The organism is Amphritea atlantica (assembly GCF_018860855.1).
Lineage (GTDB): Bacteria > Pseudomonadota > Gammaproteobacteria > Pseudomonadales > Balneatricaceae > Amphritea > Amphritea atlantica_A.
Genome location: NZ_JAHKQE010000014.1, coordinates 77,681 through 95,839 on the forward strand (window position 1 = coordinate 77,681; position 18,159 = coordinate 95,839).

General features: G+C 48.3%; 18 protein-coding genes. 10 read left to right on the forward strand and 8 right to left on the reverse strand.

Annotated features, from left to right (window positions below):
- Positions 1–37 precede the first annotated feature (37 nt).
- The gene (locus KO512_RS06155) at positions 38–1,123 is read right to left on the reverse strand and encodes a DUF3530 family protein (protein WP_215951454.1); all 1,086 of its coding nucleotides are present in this window, start codon (positions 1,121–1,123) and stop codon (positions 38–40) included.
- Between the two features lie 114 nt (positions 1,124–1,237).
- Between KO512_RS06155 and rpe the strand changes: the two genes are divergently transcribed.
- Both rpe and KO512_RS06165 read left to right on the forward strand, forming a co-directional pair.
- A complete protein-coding gene (gene rpe, locus KO512_RS06160) occupies positions 1,238–1,906 on the forward strand; it encodes a ribulose-phosphate 3-epimerase (protein ID WP_215951455.1) in 669 nt (222 codons plus the stop codon).
- Positions 1,907–1,962: 56 nt separating this feature from the next.
- Positions 1,963–2,646, forward strand: coding sequence for a phosphoglycolate phosphatase (locus KO512_RS06165; protein WP_354667736.1), 684 nt, complete (start codon positions 1,963–1,965; stop codon positions 2,644–2,646).
- Here the strand turns inward: KO512_RS06165 and nhaR are convergent.
- A complete protein-coding gene (gene nhaR, locus KO512_RS06170) occupies positions 2,612–3,562 on the reverse strand; it encodes a transcriptional activator NhaR (RefSeq protein ID WP_215951456.1) in 951 nt (316 codons plus the stop codon). The two genes, KO512_RS06165 and nhaR, sit on opposite strands and share 35 nt — an antisense overlap.
- A 686-nt stretch (positions 3,563–4,248) precedes the next feature.
- Here nhaR and trpE point away from each other — a divergent pair.
- Positions 4,249–5,733: an anthranilate synthase component I gene (trpE, locus tag KO512_RS06175; protein WP_215951457.1), complete on the forward strand. Its 1,485-nt coding sequence runs from the start codon at positions 4,249–4,251 to the stop codon at positions 5,731–5,733.
- Between the two features lie 170 nt (positions 5,734–5,903).
- Entirely contained in the window at positions 5,904–6,893 is a 990-nt protein-coding gene (locus tag KO512_RS06180) for a CobW family GTP-binding protein (protein WP_215951458.1), read from the forward strand.
- Here KO512_RS06180 and KO512_RS06185 read toward each other — a convergent pair.
- Positions 6,890–7,384 (reverse strand): MarR family winged helix-turn-helix transcriptional regulator, encoded by a 495-nt coding sequence (locus tag KO512_RS06185; RefSeq protein ID WP_215951459.1) that lies wholly within the window; start codon positions 7,382–7,384, stop codon positions 6,890–6,892. The two genes, KO512_RS06180 and KO512_RS06185, sit on opposite strands and share 4 nt — an antisense overlap.
- Positions 7,385–7,568: 184 nt before the next feature.
- Here KO512_RS06185 and KO512_RS06190 point away from each other — a divergent pair, with 184 nt between their 5' ends.
- The 3 genes from KO512_RS06190 (at position 7,569) to KO512_RS06200 (ending at position 10,766) form a co-directional block, all read left to right on the forward strand.
- The gene (locus tag KO512_RS06190) at positions 7,569–8,561 is read left to right on the forward strand and encodes an ABC transporter substrate-binding protein (RefSeq protein ID WP_215951460.1); all 993 of its coding nucleotides are present in this window, start codon (positions 7,569–7,571) and stop codon (positions 8,559–8,561) included.
- 80 nt (positions 8,562–8,641) lie between these two features.
- Positions 8,642–9,541, forward strand: a complete 900-nt coding sequence (locus tag KO512_RS06195) for an ABC transporter permease (protein WP_215951461.1) — start codon at positions 8,642–8,644, stop codon at positions 9,539–9,541.
- Positions 9,534–10,766, forward strand: a complete 1,233-nt coding sequence (locus KO512_RS06200) for a quaternary amine ABC transporter ATP-binding protein (RefSeq protein WP_215951462.1) — start codon at positions 9,534–9,536, stop codon at positions 10,764–10,766. Before KO512_RS06195 ends, KO512_RS06200 begins: the two co-directional genes overlap by 8 nt.
- Positions 10,767–10,859: 93 nt before the next feature.
- Here the strand turns inward: KO512_RS06200 and KO512_RS06205 are convergent, their stop codons facing one another.
- Positions 10,860–11,633, reverse strand: coding sequence for a maleate cis-trans isomerase family protein (locus tag KO512_RS06205; RefSeq protein WP_215951463.1), 774 nt, complete (start codon positions 11,631–11,633; stop codon positions 10,860–10,862).
- 163 nt (positions 11,634–11,796) lie between these two features.
- Positions 11,797–12,648 (reverse strand): LysR substrate-binding domain-containing protein, encoded by an 852-nt coding sequence (locus KO512_RS06210; RefSeq protein ID WP_215951464.1) that lies wholly within the window; start codon positions 12,646–12,648, stop codon positions 11,797–11,799.
- 111 nt (positions 12,649–12,759) lie between these two features.
- Here KO512_RS06210 and KO512_RS06215 point away from each other — a divergent pair, with 111 nt between their 5' ends.
- A complete protein-coding gene (locus KO512_RS06215) occupies positions 12,760–13,626 on the forward strand; it encodes an urea carboxylase-associated family protein (RefSeq protein ID WP_215951465.1) in 867 nt (288 codons plus the stop codon).
- Positions 13,627–13,680: 54 nt separating this feature from the next.
- Here KO512_RS06215 and purT read toward each other — a convergent pair whose 3' ends face one another.
- The 3 genes from purT to KO512_RS06230 all read right to left on the reverse strand — a co-directional run bounded on the left by purT (position 13,681) and on the right by KO512_RS06230 (position 16,463).
- On the reverse strand, positions 13,681–14,865 hold the full coding sequence (gene purT / locus KO512_RS06220) for a formate-dependent phosphoribosylglycinamide formyltransferase (RefSeq protein ID WP_215951466.1): 1,185 nt from the start codon (positions 14,863–14,865) through the stop codon (positions 13,681–13,683).
- 73 nt (positions 14,866–14,938) lie between these two features.
- Positions 14,939–15,673 carry a sulfite exporter TauE/SafE family protein gene (locus KO512_RS06225; RefSeq protein ID WP_215951467.1) on the reverse strand — a complete coding sequence of 245 codons (735 nt, stop codon included), beginning with the start codon at positions 15,671–15,673 and terminating at the stop codon, positions 14,939–14,941.
- Positions 15,674–15,917: 244 nt separating this feature from the next.
- Positions 15,918–16,463 (reverse strand): VF530 family DNA-binding protein, encoded by a 546-nt coding sequence (locus tag KO512_RS06230; protein WP_215951468.1) that lies wholly within the window; start codon positions 16,461–16,463, stop codon positions 15,918–15,920.
- Between the two features lie 295 nt (positions 16,464–16,758).
- Here KO512_RS06230 and folX point away from each other — a divergent pair, with 295 nt between their 5' ends.
- Both folX and KO512_RS06240 read left to right on the forward strand, forming a co-directional pair.
- Positions 16,759–17,127 (forward strand): dihydroneopterin triphosphate 2'-epimerase, encoded by a 369-nt coding sequence (folX, locus tag KO512_RS06235; protein ID WP_215951469.1) that lies wholly within the window; start codon positions 16,759–16,761, stop codon positions 17,125–17,127.
- A gap of 445 nt (positions 17,128–17,572) precedes the next feature.
- Positions 17,573–18,154 (forward strand): aminodeoxychorismate/anthranilate synthase component II, encoded by a 582-nt coding sequence (locus KO512_RS06240; RefSeq protein ID WP_215951470.1) that lies wholly within the window; start codon positions 17,573–17,575, stop codon positions 18,152–18,154.
- Positions 18,155–18,159 lie beyond the last annotated feature (5 nt).

Sequence of the window (18,159 nt, forward strand, 5' to 3'; positions counted from 1 at the left end):
CAGACCGGTTGAACACGGCAAGATAACTGCCCAACAGTTAACTTCCCGGCGTAAGCTCTCCTGCGGTCGCTGGGTTTGAATTTTTCTGGGGCTGAATCGTTATCAAGTGGTTTTTAAGAATACCTCTAACCTGACGGGTCAGCCACAGAGGTTCCTTTCTCGGATCGTTACTGCGTTGGTTTAGACGGATCTGCCGATAACCCGGGTTGCCACTTCGTAGCGCAGTATGTTTACGCAGAGTGGCTTGTTGCTGTTGATAGCGGTTGTTGTTGAACCAAAGATCTAATATCGGTGCTTGGCTGTCTTTGATCATCTGTAGCAGTTCTGGCGCGTTGATCCCTTCGGTTTGCATCGGATCGAGTAAGACTAAAAATCGGTTTTCTTGCAACTCATCTTGTGCAAAATAATGCATCGCCCAAACTGCACCTTCTCCTACCCCTAAAATAACGGTTATCTCTCCGGGTACTTCAGCTAGACGATTAGCGGCTAAATTACCCAGCGTCACGATCTGCTGTTGATAGTTGTTGATAAGTTCTTCCGGCGATGTTGTTTCGGTGCTATTGGCTGCTGTTTGGCTGTCATCAGCCGTTTCAGCGTCGGAATTTGTCTCGGCATTAGGTGCCGCGCTGCTCTCTGGGGTTGTTTCAGCTGTCTGAATCTGATTTCGATTTTGTAGGCTCGGCAAGGTGCGTTCGGGAATGGCGACCGAGGGCGGTGTTGGTAGTGATAGGCTGAGAGTGTTCCAGCCATATTCAGTTAGTTGGGTTCTCAGGGGGTGAATCAGGTCGGGCCAGTCTGCTCCTGTGGTGGGATCGGTGAAAATGAGAATGCTGCCGGTCGGGGTTGCGGTTGTCGCTTGTTGCAGCAGTGCTAATTGTTTTTCATCATCGAGTTCTAGCCAGACTACTTCGGTTTCTGGCGTTTGTGCCAGCGCGAGGTCGGCCTGTCGTTGCCGAGCGGGATCGAGCATAACGCGGCTAGCGATTTCGCCACCGGTGTCTGTTGTCGCGTCTTCTGTGCCGAGGTTGCTGCTATCGCTGTTTTCAGTCGTATCGTTCTCGGCTGCTGAAACAGAGGTGGCAAGGCTAAAAAACAGTGTGAAAAACAGGGGTTTAAGTTTCATGCTTCGATTATTCAAGAGCGCCGCAATATTAGCAAGGGCGAAAGCTGGTTGAGTTTCAATGTGTGCAAAGTACAATAGCCGAATCCTCCACCTTTTACTTTCCGAGTTACGTTCATGGCTGATTATAAGATTGCTCCATCCATTCTTTCTGCAGACTTCGCCCGCCTAGGTGAAGAGGTTGAAAATGTGCTCGCTGCGGGCGCTGATTATGTCCATTTCGATGTGATGGATAATCACTATGTGCCTAATTTGACCATCGGGCCTATGGTCTGTAAAGCGCTGCGTAAACACGGTATCGAAGCGCCGATCGATGTGCATCTGATGGTTAAGCCGGTGGATCGTTTGATCGGTGATTTTATCGATGCCGGTGCTAGCATTATTACTTTTCACCCAGAAGGTTCTGAACATATCGATCGTTCATTGCAGATGATCCGTGACGGCGGTTGTAAATCAGGGCTGGTATTTAATCCTGCGACCCCGTTGAGCTATTTGGATTATGTGCTCGATAAAGTGGATATGATTCTACTGATGTCGGTTAACCCAGGGTTTGGCGGTCAGAAATTTATTCCGGGTACGTTGAATAAGCTGAAACAGGCCCGTGCGATTATTGAACAAAGTGGTTACGATATTCGTCTCGAAGTGGATGGTGGTGTTGGTATTGCCAATATTGGTGAGATTGCGGCGGCCGGAGCAGATACCTTTGTGGCGGGCTCAGCGATCTTTAACACCGACGACTACAAAGCCACCATCGATAAGATGCGGGCTGAGTTGGCAAAAGTTTAAGTAACACGCCTAGAACGTTTACTCCGTATTATTGACTCACAGGTTGGCCCGTCGCAATGCTTATGACTACCCATTATGATGCTCAACTTCCCCAGCTGGTGCTGTTCGATCTGGACGGTACTTTGCTGGATAGTGTGCCCGACTTAGCTCTCGCGGTTGATCGAACGTTGGCTGCCTTAGCGCGACCATTAGCCGGTGAAGCCTCGGTACGTGACTGGGTCGGCAATGGCGCTCAGATGTTGGTCAAGCGGGCATTAGCCTACGGTGACGAGAATAATGAGCCGGATGACGCGTTGTTTGAGCAGGCATTTGCTCTGTTTTTGCAGCATTACGGCCAGTGTTGTGCGGAGCAAAGCCGGTTATATCCTGGTGTGCGAGAGTATCTGGACTTTTTGCACGAGAGTCAGGTTGATATGGGCTTGGTAACCAACAAACCGATCAGTTTCACCGAGACCTTACTGGATGAGTTTGATCTGCGGCGCTATTTTTCGGTTGTCTTGGGTGGCGATAGTTTGGTTGAGAAAAAACCTCACCCATTACCGCTGCTCCATGCGATGACCGCACGCAGTGTCGCGGCCGAACAAACCCTGATGGTGGGCGATTCACGCAGTGATATTAAAGCGGCGCAAGCCGCCGGTTGTCGAGTGGTTGCTGTTACCTACGGTTATAACCATGGCGAGCCGGTTTCACTATATCAGCCGGATATTATTGTTGATGATCTGATGCAGTTGACCCGCTGATTAAGGTTTTGTCTGACGGCTCAATCTCATCAAAGAAAGCCATTCTGGCGGCATTACAGACCGCTAGTACACCAGGGTGGCTTACTCGACGTTCCAATGAAATGGCATAAAAACGTTCCCGAATATCATCCATCCTGCCGATCACTTCCACACCGTATTGCCGAGTCATCTGTTGTTCGATGACGGTTGGCGCGCAAAATATTCCGGCTCCGGAGAGGCCAAAGGCTTCGATTAATGCGGTATCGGCACACTCCACCCGGATATCTGGGCGAATCTTATACCGTTCGAACCAGCGTTTCAGACCCATACCGCGCTCTGTTTCGGCGGAGGGCATCAGCATGGGTGCGCCTTCTAGTGAGGCGGGAAAGTTAGCTCGGTAAGTGGCGGCAACGGCGGTGGTGGCGAAAAAGCTAAGGCCGCATTCGCCCAATAGATGGTTATACCCGCGAATATGGAAGCTAGCATCGAGAGGGCGGTCAGCCAGTACCAGATCGAGTTTCTGGGTGGCAAGATCCGCCAGTAGGCTGGGCAGCGGGCCCTCTTCGCAGATCAATCGACTCGCATCATTGAGTTTAAGTGCCGGCTCTAACAGGTGGTAGGTGATCAGTTTGGGCAATACATCGGCAATGCCAATATTAAAACGTTGCTGTTTATGGGGCACTGGATTGTGAATGCTCTGTTGCAGTTCATCCCCGAGCTGAAAAATATCTTCGGCGTAGTTGAGAGCGTGTTGTCCGGCTTTCGTTAATATGAGATTGCGGCCGCGTTTTTTAAACAGCGCAGCGCCCAACTCATGTTCCAGCAACTTTAACTGGCCACTAATGGTTTGAGGTGTCAGATGGAGCTTCTCGCTGGCTCGGTTAATACTGCCTTCCTGGGCAACGACGAGGAAATAGCGCAGGTGTTTAAAGTTCATGTTGATACCTGAATAGAAATAAAGCTCGAATAAATCTTACTATTTACATAGTAAATTCGTATTTTATTTATAGTTTGATTGACTATACTGTGACTTATCGGCTTTGTCATGAGTTCTCAGGTTCCCCCTCAGGCTTATGCTTACCGAGTTGTTAGATAGGTTGTTACAAGGTTGTAGTAAGTGTTACACGGTTAAGTTGTTACAAAGATAGGCTGTTATGTAAGTAAGTTGTAAGGCTCTCTAGTCTTAAGTAAATGGACTCTCATCCAATCATTCACCCGGCTCCCAAGGCCGGGTTTTTTTTGTCTAAAAATCAACCATGATTCTGGCAGCGGACATTGTGATGCCTGATATCATGTCTGGGGAACGAGAATATGCACCTGAGAAGGCCATCGAGAAGCCTTTAGGCTGAAAAATATAGTCTGTAAATAACGACTCGGTTGATTCAAAGAGAGGGCTGCTATAAGGTTGGATCTCTGAATTAACGATTGTCTGGAATCACTGTGTCAGATTTGCTATCCCCTATTGAAATTAAGTTGTGTACCCACTATGTCGGGGATCGCTGGCGATGGCGTAACTGAGCCCTGCTTATCAGTTATTACGCGGGCTGTATTGGTTATCGATCCAGCCGAAATAGATTTCAAAACTCTGTTCTATAAATGACAGAGTCGTTATGAGAACACACCATGACCCCTGAACAATTTGCTGAGCTAGCGGCTCAAAACTTCAATCGTATTCCCGTCGTTCGCGAAGTATTGGCGGATTTGGATACACCACTATCCACTTATATGAAGTTGGCGAACCAGCCATACACTTATCTACTGGAATCCGTTGAAGGCGGTGAAAAGTGGGGACGATATTCGATTATCGGCCTGCCCAGTCGGACGGTGTTGAAAGTCTTTGGGCACAGTGTTCGGGTGGAAACGGACGGTGAGATTGTAGAACAAGCTGAAGTTGAAGACCCACTGGATTTTGTAGAACAATTTCAGGCGCGTTATTGTGCTGCAGAGCTACCTGATCTGCCCCGTTTTAACGGTGGATTAGTGGGCTATTTTGGCTACGATAGCGTCCGTTATGTGGAACAACGGTTGTCTGATAGTGCGCCTGATGATGTGATCGGCACGCCGGACATCCTGTTGATGGTGTCTGATGAGGTGGTGGTGTTTGATAACCTCAGTGGCAAGCTGATTCTGATTAGCCATGCCGACCCCGCTGATCATGATGCGTTGAGGCAGGCACAGCTGCGCTTAGATGAATTAGTTACTCGGTTACGTTTCTCTGTACCACACCCAGAAGCCTCGCCGTCTGAGCGTCGTGAGGTATCTGAGTCAGAGTTTAAATCCAGCTTTGGCGAGCAGCAATTTAAAGATGCGGTCGCTCGGATTAAAGAATACATTCTTTCAGGGGATGTGATGCAAACCGTTATCTCACAGCGGATGACGATCCCTTTTACCAGCAGTCCGCTGGATCTGTATCGCGCATTGCGTTGTCTTAATCCCTCGCCTTACATGTATGTGCTGAATTTAGGTGATCACCATGTGGTGGGTTCTTCGCCAGAAATTCTCGCTCGCGTTGAAGATCGTGTTGTCACGGTGCGACCGATTGCCGGAACCCGTCCTCGGGGCGAAACCGAGGCTGAAGATATAGCACTAGAGAAAGATCTGTTAGCAGATCCAAAAGAGTTGGCAGAACATCTGATGTTGATCGATCTTGGTCGCAATGATGTTGGTCGGGTGTCGCAAATTGGTCAGGTGGAATTAACCGCTCAGATGGCGGTTGAGCGTTATTCTCATGTGATGCATATCGTCTCGAATGTGATTGGCCATCTAAAACCTGAGGTATCGGTGATGGATGTGCTGCGAGCGACCTTGCCGGCGGGTACGCTCAGTGGTGCACCCAAGGTACGGGCGATGGAGATCATTGATGAGTTAGAGCCGGTGAAGCGGGGCATTTACGGCGGTGCCGTAGGCTATCTGTCTTGGAATGGCAATATGGATACCGCGATCGCTATTCGTACCGCGGTGATTAAGGATGGTGAGCTGCACATTCAGGCCGGCGCCGGTATTGTGGCGGATTCTGTCCCTGATTCCGAATGGGATGAAACCATGAACAAGGGTCGAGCAATCTTTAAGGCCGTTGCGATGGTTGAGCAGGGGTTAGATAATCTTTAAATTTAATCTCTGTTGATAGAAGCCTCCTGCGGGAGGTTTTTTTATGTCTTTTTTAAAGTTAAAACGTTCTTTGCCAGCATGTGTTGTTCGTTATCGATTTTGTTTTGAACGTTATGATGTCGCTGGCTTGTTTGTTATATTGTAACAAATATTATTTTGCAGAGTTGACCATGTTTACACAGATCCCTACCAATATTATTACCGGCTTTCTCGGCGTGGGTAAAACCACCGCTATTCAACAGCTGTTAAAGAATAAGCCAGTGGAAGAGCGTTGGGCAGTGCTGGTGAATGAGTTTGGTGAAATCGGTATTGATGCGGGCTTGTTGGCGAATGAGCAGCAGGCAACGGGTGTGTTTATGAAGGAGGTGCCCGGTGGTTGCATGTGTTGCGCCGCCGGTATTCCGATGCAGGTTGCACTCAGCCAGTTAATTCGCCAGGCAAAGCCCGATCGTATTTTGATTGAACCAACCGGTTTAGGTCATCCATTAGAAGTCATCAAGGTGTTGCAGCAGCCTCATTATCAGGAGGTTTTAGATCTGCGCACAGTGATAACGCTGGTGGATGCCCGTAAGCTGGCGGATGCTCGATATACCGAGCACGATACCTTTAATCAGCAGTTACAGGTTGCCGATTTAGTGATTGCACATAAAGAGGATCTCTATAACGGGACGGAAATGGCCCAACTGACCGATTACCTGTCTCAGCTTGGGAGTCCGGCGCCGATTGTCGGTAGCTCAAACGGTTTGCTTGATCTGTCGTGGCTGGAAGTGGCGTCTAAACACCGTGCAGCTAACACACCGGCTGAACCATCCCATCAACACCATGATCATTACCAAGCCGATGACGAGATCCCTGCATGTGGTTATCTACGCAAAGATAACCAGGGCGAGGGTTATCGTAGCAGTGGTTGGATTTTCAGTCCTGAATTTGAGTTTTCTTATGCCGCGTTAGAACCGTTGTTGATGGGGGTGGAATCCGAACGCTTGAAAGCGGTGTTTATTACCGATGAAGGGATTTTCGCGTTTAATCAGGTCGATTCAGTTTTGAAAGTGCAGGCGCTTGATGAAGTAATGGATAGCCGTATTGAAGTGATTGGTGAGGAGCCCCGCCAGTGGGCCGAACTCGAACAGCAGTTATTGGCGATGGCGGTGCGTTGCTAGGACTCTCCATCACGGCTTGGTGCGGCGATATCTAGCAATGGCGCTGCATCGAGTGTTTCAGCGTCCATCATCCCAGAAACCTGTTGTAGGGCCGCGAGTATATGCAGTTGCTCTGCATTGCCTAAATTTTCAAAGCGAGTGATAAAGGACTCATGTAACAAAGTCGGCACGGTTTGAAAAATTTCGTCACCGGTTGTTGTCAGCCGAGCATTCACTATGCGGCGATCAGTATTGCTGCGTACCCGTTCGACCAGTTGGCGCTCTTCTAAACGATTCATAATAGTGCTGACGGTCGCTTGGCTTAACGAAACATCATCTGAAATCCGCTTAACGGTAACATCCCCCAAATCCTTGATGGCGCGTAACACCATCACCTGTGGAATCGTCAGACCACAAGCCTTTACTACCCGCTTTGATTGAAGGTCGGTCGCCCGAATGATTTTTCTCAGTTCAATCAGAACATCCTGCCAGCAGGGCATATTATCAATCATTGTCTCTGAAGACCTCTTAACTCGTTGAAAGCCGAGCGAGTATATAGCTAGGCAAGCATGCAACACAAACAACCGTGCGTCGAAGCAAACCATTATAAACAGAAAAATAGTTTGAGTTCTAATTATTACAGGACTAATATAATCACATCAAACTATAATAGTTCAAAATAAACGTGGAGACGTCATGAGAAAATTGATTGCTGCATCGGCAATGCTGTTGGCCGTTACGCAAGTACAGGCGGCAGACGAGTGCGGAAAAGTCACCATTGCGGATATGAACTGGAGTTCGGCAACACTGATTGCCAATGTGGATAGATTTATCCTCGAACACGGTTATGGCTGTGAAGCTGAACTCGTGCCAGGGGATACCATGCCAACGGGCACCTCGATGATCGAAAAAGGCGAACCTGATATTGCTCCAGAGATGTGGAGCAACGCCATGCGTGAGGCGCTGGATAAAGGTGTGGCTGAAAAACGTTTACGCTTTGCCGGTAATTCATTATCTGATGGTGGTGAAGAAGGCTTCTGGATACCGGAATATCTGGTTAAAGAATACCCTGAATTAGCGACCATTGAAGGTGTGAAGAAGCACGCAGCACTGTTTAAGCATCCAGAAGATCATAGTAAATATGCATTTTATGGATGCCCAGCGGGTTGGAACTGTCAAATAAGCGCAGGTAACCTGTTTAAAGCATTAAATCTGGAAGATGCTGGTTTTGATCTGATTGATCCAGGTTCAGGTGCTGGCCTGTCAGGTTCTATCGCCAAGGCGTTTGCTCGTGAAGAACCATGGTTTGGTTACTACTGGGCACCTACAGCGGTGCTGGGTAAATACAAAATGGTGAAAGTTGATTTCGGTTCGGGTGTTGATAAAGATGAGTATATTAACTGTACGTCATCTAACGAATGCGAAAATCCTAAAGTAACCATGTATCCGCCTTCACTGGTTCAAACGGTAACGACTGAAGAGTTTGCGACCCGTGTTCCGGCGGCTTATGAGTATGCGTCTAAGCGTTCGCTGACGAATAATCAGCTCAACACGCTGTTGGCTTGGATGGAAGATAATCAGGCTGATGGTGAGGTAGCTGCTGAGTATTTCCTTACTGAGCATGAAGAGCTTTGGATGCCGTGGGTTTCGGCAGACGTTGCTGCAAAAGTGAAGCAAGCTCTGCAATAATCGTTGCGGTTGAGTGCTAAAAAATCACTGCCTGATTGCCTACAGTAATCGGGCAGTGTTGTTTCTGAAAGAGGTTATATATGGCTGATGCAAGCTGGTTGAGTGAGATACCCCAACTGAGCCGAGGGAATCTCCGGGATATCCGTAAATTTTTGGATACCGAGTATCGTGACTTTTCCCGTGAATACGGCGAGATGATTGAAGGGTTTTTCGACCCTTTGTTAACATTTTTAGTTTGGTTTGAAAAACTGCTATTAGCAACGCCGTGGTGGTTGGTGATTGCTATTATTGCGGGTCTTGCGTATCTATCCAGTCGTTCATGGAAGCTTAGCTTAGGTGTGGTGATATCGTTCTTTATGATCGGTTATTTCGGCATGTGGGATAATACCATGCGCACCATGAGTATTATTCTGGTGTGTACCTTTCTCGCCGTTGCCTTAGGGGTGCCGATAGGAATAGCAATGGCGCGTTCTGATCGGGTGCAGTCGGTGGTGACGCCGCTGTTGGATATCATGCAAACGATGCCTGCCTTTGTGTATCTGATTCCGGTGGTGATGTTGTTGGGGATTGGCAAGATACCAGGAGTGATTGCGGTGATCATCTATGCGATACCGCCGGTTATTCGCTTAACTAATTTGGGTATCCGACTGGTGGATAAAGATGTGCTGGAAGCGGCGACAGCTTATGGTGCCAGTTCGCTACAGCGTTTAATGGGCGTGCAACTGCCTTTGGCTATGCCAACCATTATGGCGGGTATTAACCAGACCATTATGATGGCGCTGTCGATGGTGGTTATTGCTTCGATGATCGGTGTGAAAGGGCTAGGACAACCGGTATTGAAGTCGATTACCAATCAGTACTTCACCTTGGGGTTATTAAACGGTTTGGCGATTGTGGCACTGGCGATTATTTTTGACCGGGTCTCTCAGGCATATGCCAAGCGGAGTCAGCGATACTTAGAGGGCATGGATAATGGCTGAAGCAGATAAAAAAGCAGCCCCTACGACACTGATTAAAATCGAGGGGCTATATAAACTTTTTGGAAATAATCCGAAGAAGTTTATGCCCTTAGTGCATGAAGGAAAAAGTAAGGATGAAATTCTTGCGGAAACCGGTCATACGCTTGGTCTGAAAGATATTAATCTGACGATTAATAAAGGCGAGATTTTCGTGATTATGGGGCTGTCAGGCTCCGGTAAATCCACGTTGATTCGTCACTTTAACCGGCTGATCGATCCGACTGAAGGTGTCATTGAAGTCGAAGGCACCGACGTCATGAAACTCGGGCCTAAAGAGTTAGAACAGTTCCGCCGCCACAAAATGTCGATGGTATTTCAGCGCTTTGGCTTACTACCGCATAAATCGGTGGTTGATAATGTTGCTTATGGTCTCTCTATTCAGGGGGTCAGCAAGGCTGAGAGTAAAGCGAAGGCGACTGAGTGGTTAGCCACCGTTGGCTTGGCTGGCTATGAAGAGCAGTATCCGGCGCAGCTATCGGGTGGACAGCAGCAGCGAGTCGGGTTGGCGCGGGCGTTGTGTACCGATGCTGAAATTCTGTTGATGGATGAAGCTTTCTCGGCACTTGACCCTCTAATTCGTTCCGAAATGCAGGACCAGCTGATTGAACTGCAGGAAAAACTGCATAAAACCATTATCTTTATCACCCACGATCTTGATGAAGCACTGCGTATCGGTGACCGTATCGCTATCTTGAAAGATGGTGAAATGGTACAGCAGGGTGAGCCTGAAGATATTCTGCTCAATCCCGCTAATGATTATGTTGAAGCCTTTGTCCGCGATGTAAACCGTGCTCGTGCGCTGACCGTCGAAACCGTGATGAAGGCACCAGCCTCACGTATCACCGCTGATACCATTGAAGAAGCCTTGAAACAGATGAAAGGCTTTAAAGGTGATTATGGTTATCACATCAATGATGAGGGTTATCAGGGTGTTCTGACGGAAGAGACCTTGCAAGCTGCTTTTGATGACGATAAAAAAGCGGATCTTGATTCTCTTCAATACGAAGACTTGGATGCTATTTCGCAGGATGCGGTGCTAGAAACCGTTATTCCCGAGACCTTGAATGCGGAATACTCTCTACCGGTTATCGATGAAGAGGGCCAAATGACAGGGCAGTTATCCCGTCAGACATTGGCCGAAGTGTTGGGGAATGACGATACATCGGAAGAGCAGAAAAAGAGCTAGCCTCTTGGTTAATCTTTCAAAAGGCTGATGCTTAACGCGTCGGCCTTTTTTGTGGCTGAGGCTTGCCAGCTAGAGCCTGTAGCATGGTGACTTTTATTGAGTATTGGCGCCCTCTAAGGCGAATATACGTCCGCCGTTGCTGACCGAATGGGATTTGCCCAGTAGTTGTAGTGCATGCCAAGCCATCGCTTGGTTACTGGTGATTACGGGAATACCCAACAGCTCTTCTAAGGTTTCAATGACCTCGATGGAGCGCAGTGCGGTACAGGATATGAATAAGGCTTCAGCGTCTGGATGAATCTGTGTTAACGCGGCTTGCTTGATTGCTTCGGGGTCTATTCGGGTGATATCGGCGTCGGCCATCACATTAAAACCGATGATATTGAGGATGTTTAGCCCCTTGTCGGAAAAGAACTTTGCCACCTCTGTGTTAACTTCAGTGATATAAGGGGTGATGATGGTGAGTTTTTTGACACCTAACGCCGAGAAAACAGCGGTCGCTGCCGTGACCGGGTTGGTTACTTGAGATTGCGGCTTAATTTTTTGTATTTGTTCTTTCAACGGCTGCTCGCCAATCGCGACGGTGCCGGAAGAGCAACAAAAAGCAATCACGTCGACCTGCTTTCCCGGTAGTAAGTCCGCGGTAGCACGGTTTAAATCCTGCGCCATTGCTTGAAGGTTTTTTGTATTCACGGGGTCATTGAAGGCGATTCGATTGGTGATGATTGAAACATCAGCGTCGCAGAGCAATGAGCGCATGGCATCCTCAACTAAATGATCTGTCCGTAGGGCGATAAGGCCTATTTTGCAGCCGGGAAAATATTCGCTTTTAGTATGCTCAAAGCCAACCTCTTCAATTTTTGTCATCGCTATGTATCTTATCTCTTTTTAATTATCGCACTGTATTATGCGCCAATTGTCGGACACATCCATTAGCGAGAGGTTAAAAGTCGCTGTTAAGGAGGGCGTGAGTCATCCCTTGAGACGGGGCAAAAGCGTTCTTCGCAGTGAGTAGACGGTATAAAAGGGTTTAAAACAGCGGGGTATCTCTCTGTTCGAGGATCTGTTGAATGAGTTGTTGGGCAGCCTCATTTGCTAGGTTAGGGGCTTGGTGTAATGAAATCTCAGATTCACCCAAACGCGGGAACCCTTCCTTTTCATCCAGTATCCTCATACCGGGTCGTAAGTCTTTTTGAGTCAGAACGGTGACTGCGAGCCCAGATTCTACGGCGGCTTTTATGGCTTCGTGACTGTGGCAACTCAGTGCGATTTGCCAAGCCCTGCCCGCTTTTTCTAAGGCTGTTAGCGCTGTTTTTCGGTAGAGGCAGGGAGAAGGAACCAGTGCCAGTGGTATCGGGCCATTTGTCGGTACTTGAAAGTCTTTACTGGCCAGCCAGACTAATGGGTCTCGATAGAGTGGGGTGCCCTCGCCTGTTGGGGGGATCTGCGAGAGGATGGCAAGATCAATCGCGCCGGCATCAATCTCTGGTCGAATGTTACTACTTAAACCAACGGTGATTTCGATCTCTACATCTTTTTGAGTGCGAGCAAAGCGCGCCAGTACACGGGAGAAGGGCAGTGACAGGTAATCTTCCGGAGCGGCAAAGTTAATATGCCCCTGTAATGGCTTTTCTTTGAATCGCGCTTCTACCTCGTCGCACAACTGAATAATTTTCTTCGCATATTGATACAGCACATCGCCATCATCGGTCAGCCGACAACTTCGCGTTGTCCGTTGTAATAGTTGCTGTCCTAGGGATTCTTCAAGACGTTTGATCTGATGGCTTACGGTCGATTGGGTTAAATGTCTGCTCTTAGTTGCTGCGGTAAAACTTTCGCCTTCGGCAACCGTAATGAAAGTGCGCAACAGCTCAAGGTTCATGGGCAGTCATCTCTTAATATATGGCGAAAATTAAACAATGGCTTTTATTTATATCATTTTTAAAATTTATATCAATGTGATTGAATCCATTAACGCAAAAAGGAATCAAACATGAATACATCGAAAGTTAATAAAGAAAAACCTGCTGTTGAGCCCCGTCATCAACATTCAGCTAAACCGGTTATCTGTTATGACGTTGAGTGTTTGCCTGTCTATGATGAAAACCTCTATCAGCAAGCAAGGCAAGGTATGGAAAAAGTGTCCGAGGTTGTCGTGCCTCCTCGAGACGGCGCTTCTTTTACGGTGCCGGCGGGGCATTTCTTTCGTATTGTCAGCATCGAAGGTCCTCAGGTCGGTGATCTGAATTTGTGGAATGCGAATGACTTATCTGAACGATTTTACAGTGGAAAAACACGCCAGTTACATGCCAGTCATGTAAATACTGGCGATCGCTTATGGAGTAGCCTTCCGGCACTGCGTCCAATGGCAACCATTACCCATGATACTCTGGATTGGTATGGCTGGGATGAAGATGGGGCGGGCGTGCACGATGTGATTGGTACACGCTGTGATCCTTATACGAATCATATGCTTAAAGGTGTCGATTATAACCATTGCTGTCATTCGAATCTGACCCGCGCGTTGGCGCACGCTGAAGGGGTGAGTCCTGAGATCGCTGAACCGCATGTACATGATGTGCTGAATGTTTTTATGTGTACTGGATTCACGCAGGACACACATCAATATTTTATGAAAGCGAGCCCAGTGCGCCCAGGCGACTTTATTGAATTTTTCGCTGAGATCGATCTATTAGGAGCGTTATCTGCCTGTCCTGGTGGCGATTGTGGCAGCAGCCATTCCGATGACAGCACCGCATGTTATCCACTGCTGGTTGAAATTTATAAGCCGACTAATGATGCCTTAGCGGACTGGCAATCACCGCCTAGAAGTGGTTATAACGGTAAACATGCTGTTTAAGTGATGTGTTGGCAGCGACACCAGGTGTCGCTGCCTTGTTGTTTTGAGGCGATTTTATTCGACGTTAACGGTCACTGCCGCGGCAGTCGTTAACGCCTTCTCTACCGCATGATTGATATCGGTTCCCCGTGCTAGGGCGACACCCATACGGCGTTTGCCGTTGATGTTAGGTTTGCCAAACAAACGTAGTTGAGTATCGGGGGCAGCGAGTGCGACTTCGAGGTTAGCGAAGCTTAGCTGGTTTGATTTTGCTTCGACTAAAACCACTGCCGACGCCGATGGACCATGCTGCACGATGTTCGGGATCGGCAAGCCTAAGATCGCCCGAGCGTGCAGGGCGAACTGCGATAGATCCTGAGAGATCATAGTCACCATACCGGTATCGTGTGGGCGAGGTGAGACTTCGCTGAAATACACCTCATCACCTTTGATAAACAGTTCAACACCGAAGATCCCTCGGCCTCCCAGTGCGCCGGTGACTTTTTCGGCGATCTCTTTGGCTCGTTCGAGAGCTTTGTCGCTCATCGCTTGGGGCTGCCAAGATTCGCGATAATCACCGTCTTCCTGTCGGTGTCCTATTGGCGCACAAAAACTGGTGCCCTGAATATGACGGATGGTGAGCAGGGTGATCTCATAATCAAAATCGACAAAGCCCTCGACGATCACCCGTCCTGCGCCCGCTCGGCCACCTTCTTGAGCATAGGTCCAGCTGCTGTCGATATCGGCCGCTGTTTTGATGGTGCTCTGGCCTTTACCAGAAGAACTCATAATCGGTTTAACGACACAGGGCATACCGATCTCAGTTACGGCGTTTTCAAAATCGGTGCGGTTATCGACAAACTGGTAGTTTGAGGTTGGAATGCCAAGCTCTTCGGCGGCTAGACGACGAATCCCTTCGCGGTTCATGGTGAGTCGCGCAGCATTGGCGGTCGGCACTACATTGAAACCCTCCTGCTCCAGCTCAACCAGAGTATCGGTCGAGATCGCTTCGATTTCCGGCACGATATAATCGGGTTTCTCCAGTTCAATCACCCGTCGTAGCTCGGCACCATCGAGCATTGAAAAGGTGTAAGAACGATCGGCAACCTGCATGGCTGGCGCGTTCTCATAACGGTCGCAAGCAATCACTTCGCAGCCATAGCGCTGCAGTTCAATCACCACTTCTTTGCCCAGTTCGCCAGAGCCACAAAGTAAAATTTTAGTTGCAGACGATGAGAATGGTGTACCGATATGAGCCATGAGGAGAGTCCTACTCTTTAAAAAAATAGGGATTATATTTCAAGAATGCGATGGCCCCTAATCTTTAAGCGGATTAGAGCGCCAGCCAGCCGAGCAGACCTTTGATGCTGATGAACAGCGCAGAAGCAGCGGAAACGATTAATAGCAGCGGTTTTGCTGAGGTTGTGGATAACTTGCCATCAATTTTGCGGGCCAAAAAGAAACCGAGAAACAGTCCCGGAACTATTTTCAAACTAAGCTGGGCGCTGTGCCAGTCAAGGCTGCCTTTATAGATCAGCATTAACAGTGAAACTGGCGTGCCGATTAGCAAAAAGGCGGCGATCTCGCTGCGCGCGGTAATCCTATCCTGCTGCTGGTAGACCAGCGCTATCGGTGGTCCCCCTACCGAGGTCGCTGTGCCCCCCACACCGGAAAAGAAACCGCCGATGATCAGATTGACGGGGGTGGCTGAAATATTGAACCGCCATAGGCTAAGCAACACGGCGGTGAGTACGGAAAAACCGAAAAAGAGGCTGAGGGCATATTGTGGTAGCGCGACTAACAACGCTGCACCGCACCAAGCACCGGGGATTCTCGCGATAATAGCGGGCATGACCCGTCGCCAGCGCAGGGCATTACGCTCCCGTATGACCATCATTAAGGCTAAACCAAAGCCGACTAACAAGACTGGACCAGGCACATAGGCGGGGTTGATCAGATAAAGCAGCGGCGCCGCCAGCAAGCCATAGCCGATGCCCACGACAGTTTGCAGGGCGATGCCGCAGGTGACGATCAAGACGGCCAGTAGTTCCGGGAGGGTATATAACATGGTTTCCAGCTATTCACGAGTGAGGTGACAGTATGCCTGTGGATAGAGCGGACGGGTATGGTAGGATGAAAAAATGATCCGGCAACGGAAGTGCAGTCAGCGGCTGGGTCATGGGCTCGATATGTATAGCGCTATCATGCGGCGGTGCCTAGCGCTTGAATAGAGCCTTGCCCTGAACTTGTGATATGTCTTAAAAAACCGCCTTATGGCGGTTTTTTAGTTGTAGCTTTATTGATGCCGTTTTTTATTTACGCCATTTGGCCCATGGGTCATCATCGTTATCGGATGAAGCTTGGGTTGGTGTTGTGGTTTTTCGTTCCGGCTTCCAGCGTTCTTGTTTGTCCCGAGCATTTTCCTCTTTACTCGAATAGCCCTGCTTGCCGTTAGAGCGGCTGCTGCGGTAGCTTTTGGTTTTGCCATGCTCAGCCGCTTTTAGCGCCTGTTTTTCACGCATCCGTTCGGCATCTTCGAGGCTGAGTTCTGCAGGTTCTCGCGGCGTTTGGCCTTCGGGGATAATACGGTCTCTCGGTGATAGGGCAAACTGCTCAGATGAAACTCGGGGCAGGTTCTTAAACTTATACAGGTAAAAAATTTCTACCTTCTCCCGTGCCCAATCGGTTTTCTTGAGAAATTTTACACTGGACTCAATGCTTGGGTTGGTTTTAAAGCAGTTGATGTTGAGGTAGGCATACAGAATCTCGAAGCCGTAGTGATCGACTATCTGAGTTAATAACTCTTTTAAGCCGAGACCGTGTAGTGGGTTGTTTTGGTAATTGATCTCGTCAGTCATAATAATGTCCGGCAATAGCGGCCTGTGGATGTTTTAAGTATAGATAAGTATGGGCATCATACCTGTCAGCGTCCAGACAACCTAGCCTAAAGCGGTGATTCAAGTCTATTTATCAGCCAACCTTCATCCGTTGCCGAGGCAGTGAACCTTTTTCGATGATATTACGTAATAAATAAGCCGTTTAAAATTGATGATTTAGCCTCGGTGTTATTGGGTCTATTGTCATCTGGCGACTTCATTCTGTTCTGTTAGACTAGGAACCGATCAGTGATAAAAATAATTGAAAAGGATTCATATGCCATCAGTCAGCAACGCCATCATCCGCATCAAAAATCTGCGACTGCGTACCTATATCGGCTTTAACCCTGAAGAACGTGAAAAGCTGCAAGATGTGGTGATCAATATTGAAATTCATTACCCAGCGGCGAAAGCGGCCATCAGTGATGATGTCGAAAAAGCGCTGAACTATAAGGTTGTTTGTAAGGATATTATTCAGCATGTTGAGGAAGGCCATTTTCTCTTGTTAGAGAAGCTGGTGGGGGATGTATTAGAGCTTTCCAGTGCTCATCCCTGGGTGACCTTTGCCAGTGTCACTATTGATAAACCGCACGCGCTAAGGTTTGCCGACTCAGTCTCTTTGACGCTGGAAAAACACTGCTGTTGATTGACGGCTAGGCTAAGCGTCATGTCCGCTTTTTGTTATGAAAGTACAACCTAGACGGTACTGTTTAAAGCACTACCGTCATATAGGAAAAGAGTTGTAGCGTTCATCCTTTTGTTTGTCTGGCGCTGATAGAGAAGAGTGTTAGACGTTTAGGTTTATTGATCAGCCCCGCCATAAAATCTTAGCTATATGAAACGTGCATCGAATTTTGGTAGTGCAGTTATAAGCTGTGATAGAATTTGAACCCTTAAACTGTAGAGATTCCACTTTGTTTTTATGGCTAACATCGCTAAACCGACTCTACATGAAACCAATATACGACTGCTCAACATGTCTCTAGGCTTGTGCTCCGGCCTGTTTACAGTTTCCAATTGAGAGTATGAATGTGGATATGGCCATGATGACTTCATAGCCTATCCAGCATTGTCAAAGAGGTAAAACTTGTATGCTACTGATGATCGATAACTACGACTCGTTTACCTATAACGTCGTGCAATATCTGGGTGAGCTGGGCGCTGATGTTCAGGTGTACCGTAATGATGAAATTACGATTGAACAGATCGAAGCGCTGAAGCCCGATCAGTTGGTCATCTCTCCCGGTCCCTGTACGCCGAATGAAGCGGGTATCTCGGTCGAGGCGATCAAGCATTTTGCCGGTAAACTGCCTATTTTTGGCATCTGTTTAGGTCATCAGAGTATGGGACAGGCGTTTGGCGGTGATGTGGTACGTGCACGCCAAGTGATGCACGGTAAAGTGTCACCGGTTTATCATCATAATACCGGCGTTTTTAAAGGGCTGGAAAATCCAGTTTCTGTTACCCGCTATCACTCCCTGGTCATTGATAAAGACACCCTGCCAGACTGCCTTGAGGTCACCGCCTGGACCCAGAATGATGATGGTTCGATGGATGAGATTATGGGCGTGCGGCATAAAGAGCTGGATTTAGAGGGGGTGCAGTTTCACCCCGAGTCGATCCTGACTCAGCAAGGCCATGACCTGCTACAAAACTTTTTGAATCGAGGATAACTACG

Coding starts and splice junctions, on each gene's coding strand:
- KO512_RS06155 (WP_215951454.1), bottom strand. CDS start 1,123: ATGAAACTTAAACCCCTGTTTTTCACACTGTTTTTTAGCCTTGCCACC.
- rpe (WP_215951455.1), top strand. CDS start 1,238: ATGGCTGATTATAAGATTGCTCCATCCATTCTTTCTGCAGACTTCGCC.
- KO512_RS06165 (WP_354667736.1), top strand. CDS start 1,963: ATGCTTATGACTACCCATTATGATGCTCAACTTCCCCAGCTGGTGCTG.
- nhaR (WP_215951456.1), bottom strand. CDS start 3,562: ATGAACTTTAAACACCTGCGCTATTTCCTCGTCGTTGCCCAGGAAGGC.
- trpE (WP_215951457.1), top strand. CDS start 4,249: ATGACCCCTGAACAATTTGCTGAGCTAGCGGCTCAAAACTTCAATCGT.
- KO512_RS06180 (WP_215951458.1), top strand. CDS start 5,904: ATGTTTACACAGATCCCTACCAATATTATTACCGGCTTTCTCGGCGTG.
- KO512_RS06185 (WP_215951459.1), bottom strand. CDS start 7,384: ATGATTGATAATATGCCCTGCTGGCAGGATGTTCTGATTGAACTGAGA.
- KO512_RS06190 (WP_215951460.1), top strand. CDS start 7,569: ATGAGAAAATTGATTGCTGCATCGGCAATGCTGTTGGCCGTTACGCAA.
- KO512_RS06195 (WP_215951461.1), top strand. CDS start 8,642: ATGGCTGATGCAAGCTGGTTGAGTGAGATACCCCAACTGAGCCGAGGG.
- KO512_RS06200 (WP_215951462.1), top strand. CDS start 9,534: ATGGCTGAAGCAGATAAAAAAGCAGCCCCTACGACACTGATTAAAATC.
- KO512_RS06205 (WP_215951463.1), bottom strand. CDS start 11,633: ATGACAAAAATTGAAGAGGTTGGCTTTGAGCATACTAAAAGCGAATAT.
- KO512_RS06210 (WP_215951464.1), bottom strand. CDS start 12,648: ATGAACCTTGAGCTGTTGCGCACTTTCATTACGGTTGCCGAAGGCGAA.
- KO512_RS06215 (WP_215951465.1), top strand. CDS start 12,760: ATGAATACATCGAAAGTTAATAAAGAAAAACCTGCTGTTGAGCCCCGT.
- purT (WP_215951466.1), bottom strand. CDS start 14,865: ATGGCTCATATCGGTACACCATTCTCATCGTCTGCAACTAAAATTTTA.
- KO512_RS06225 (WP_215951467.1), bottom strand. CDS start 15,673: ATGTTATATACCCTCCCGGAACTACTGGCCGTCTTGATCGTCACCTGC.
- KO512_RS06230 (WP_215951468.1), bottom strand. CDS start 16,463: ATGACTGACGAGATCAATTACCAAAACAACCCACTACACGGTCTCGGC.
- folX (WP_215951469.1), top strand. CDS start 16,759: ATGCCATCAGTCAGCAACGCCATCATCCGCATCAAAAATCTGCGACTG.
- KO512_RS06240 (WP_215951470.1), top strand. CDS start 17,573: ATGCTACTGATGATCGATAACTACGACTCGTTTACCTATAACGTCGTG.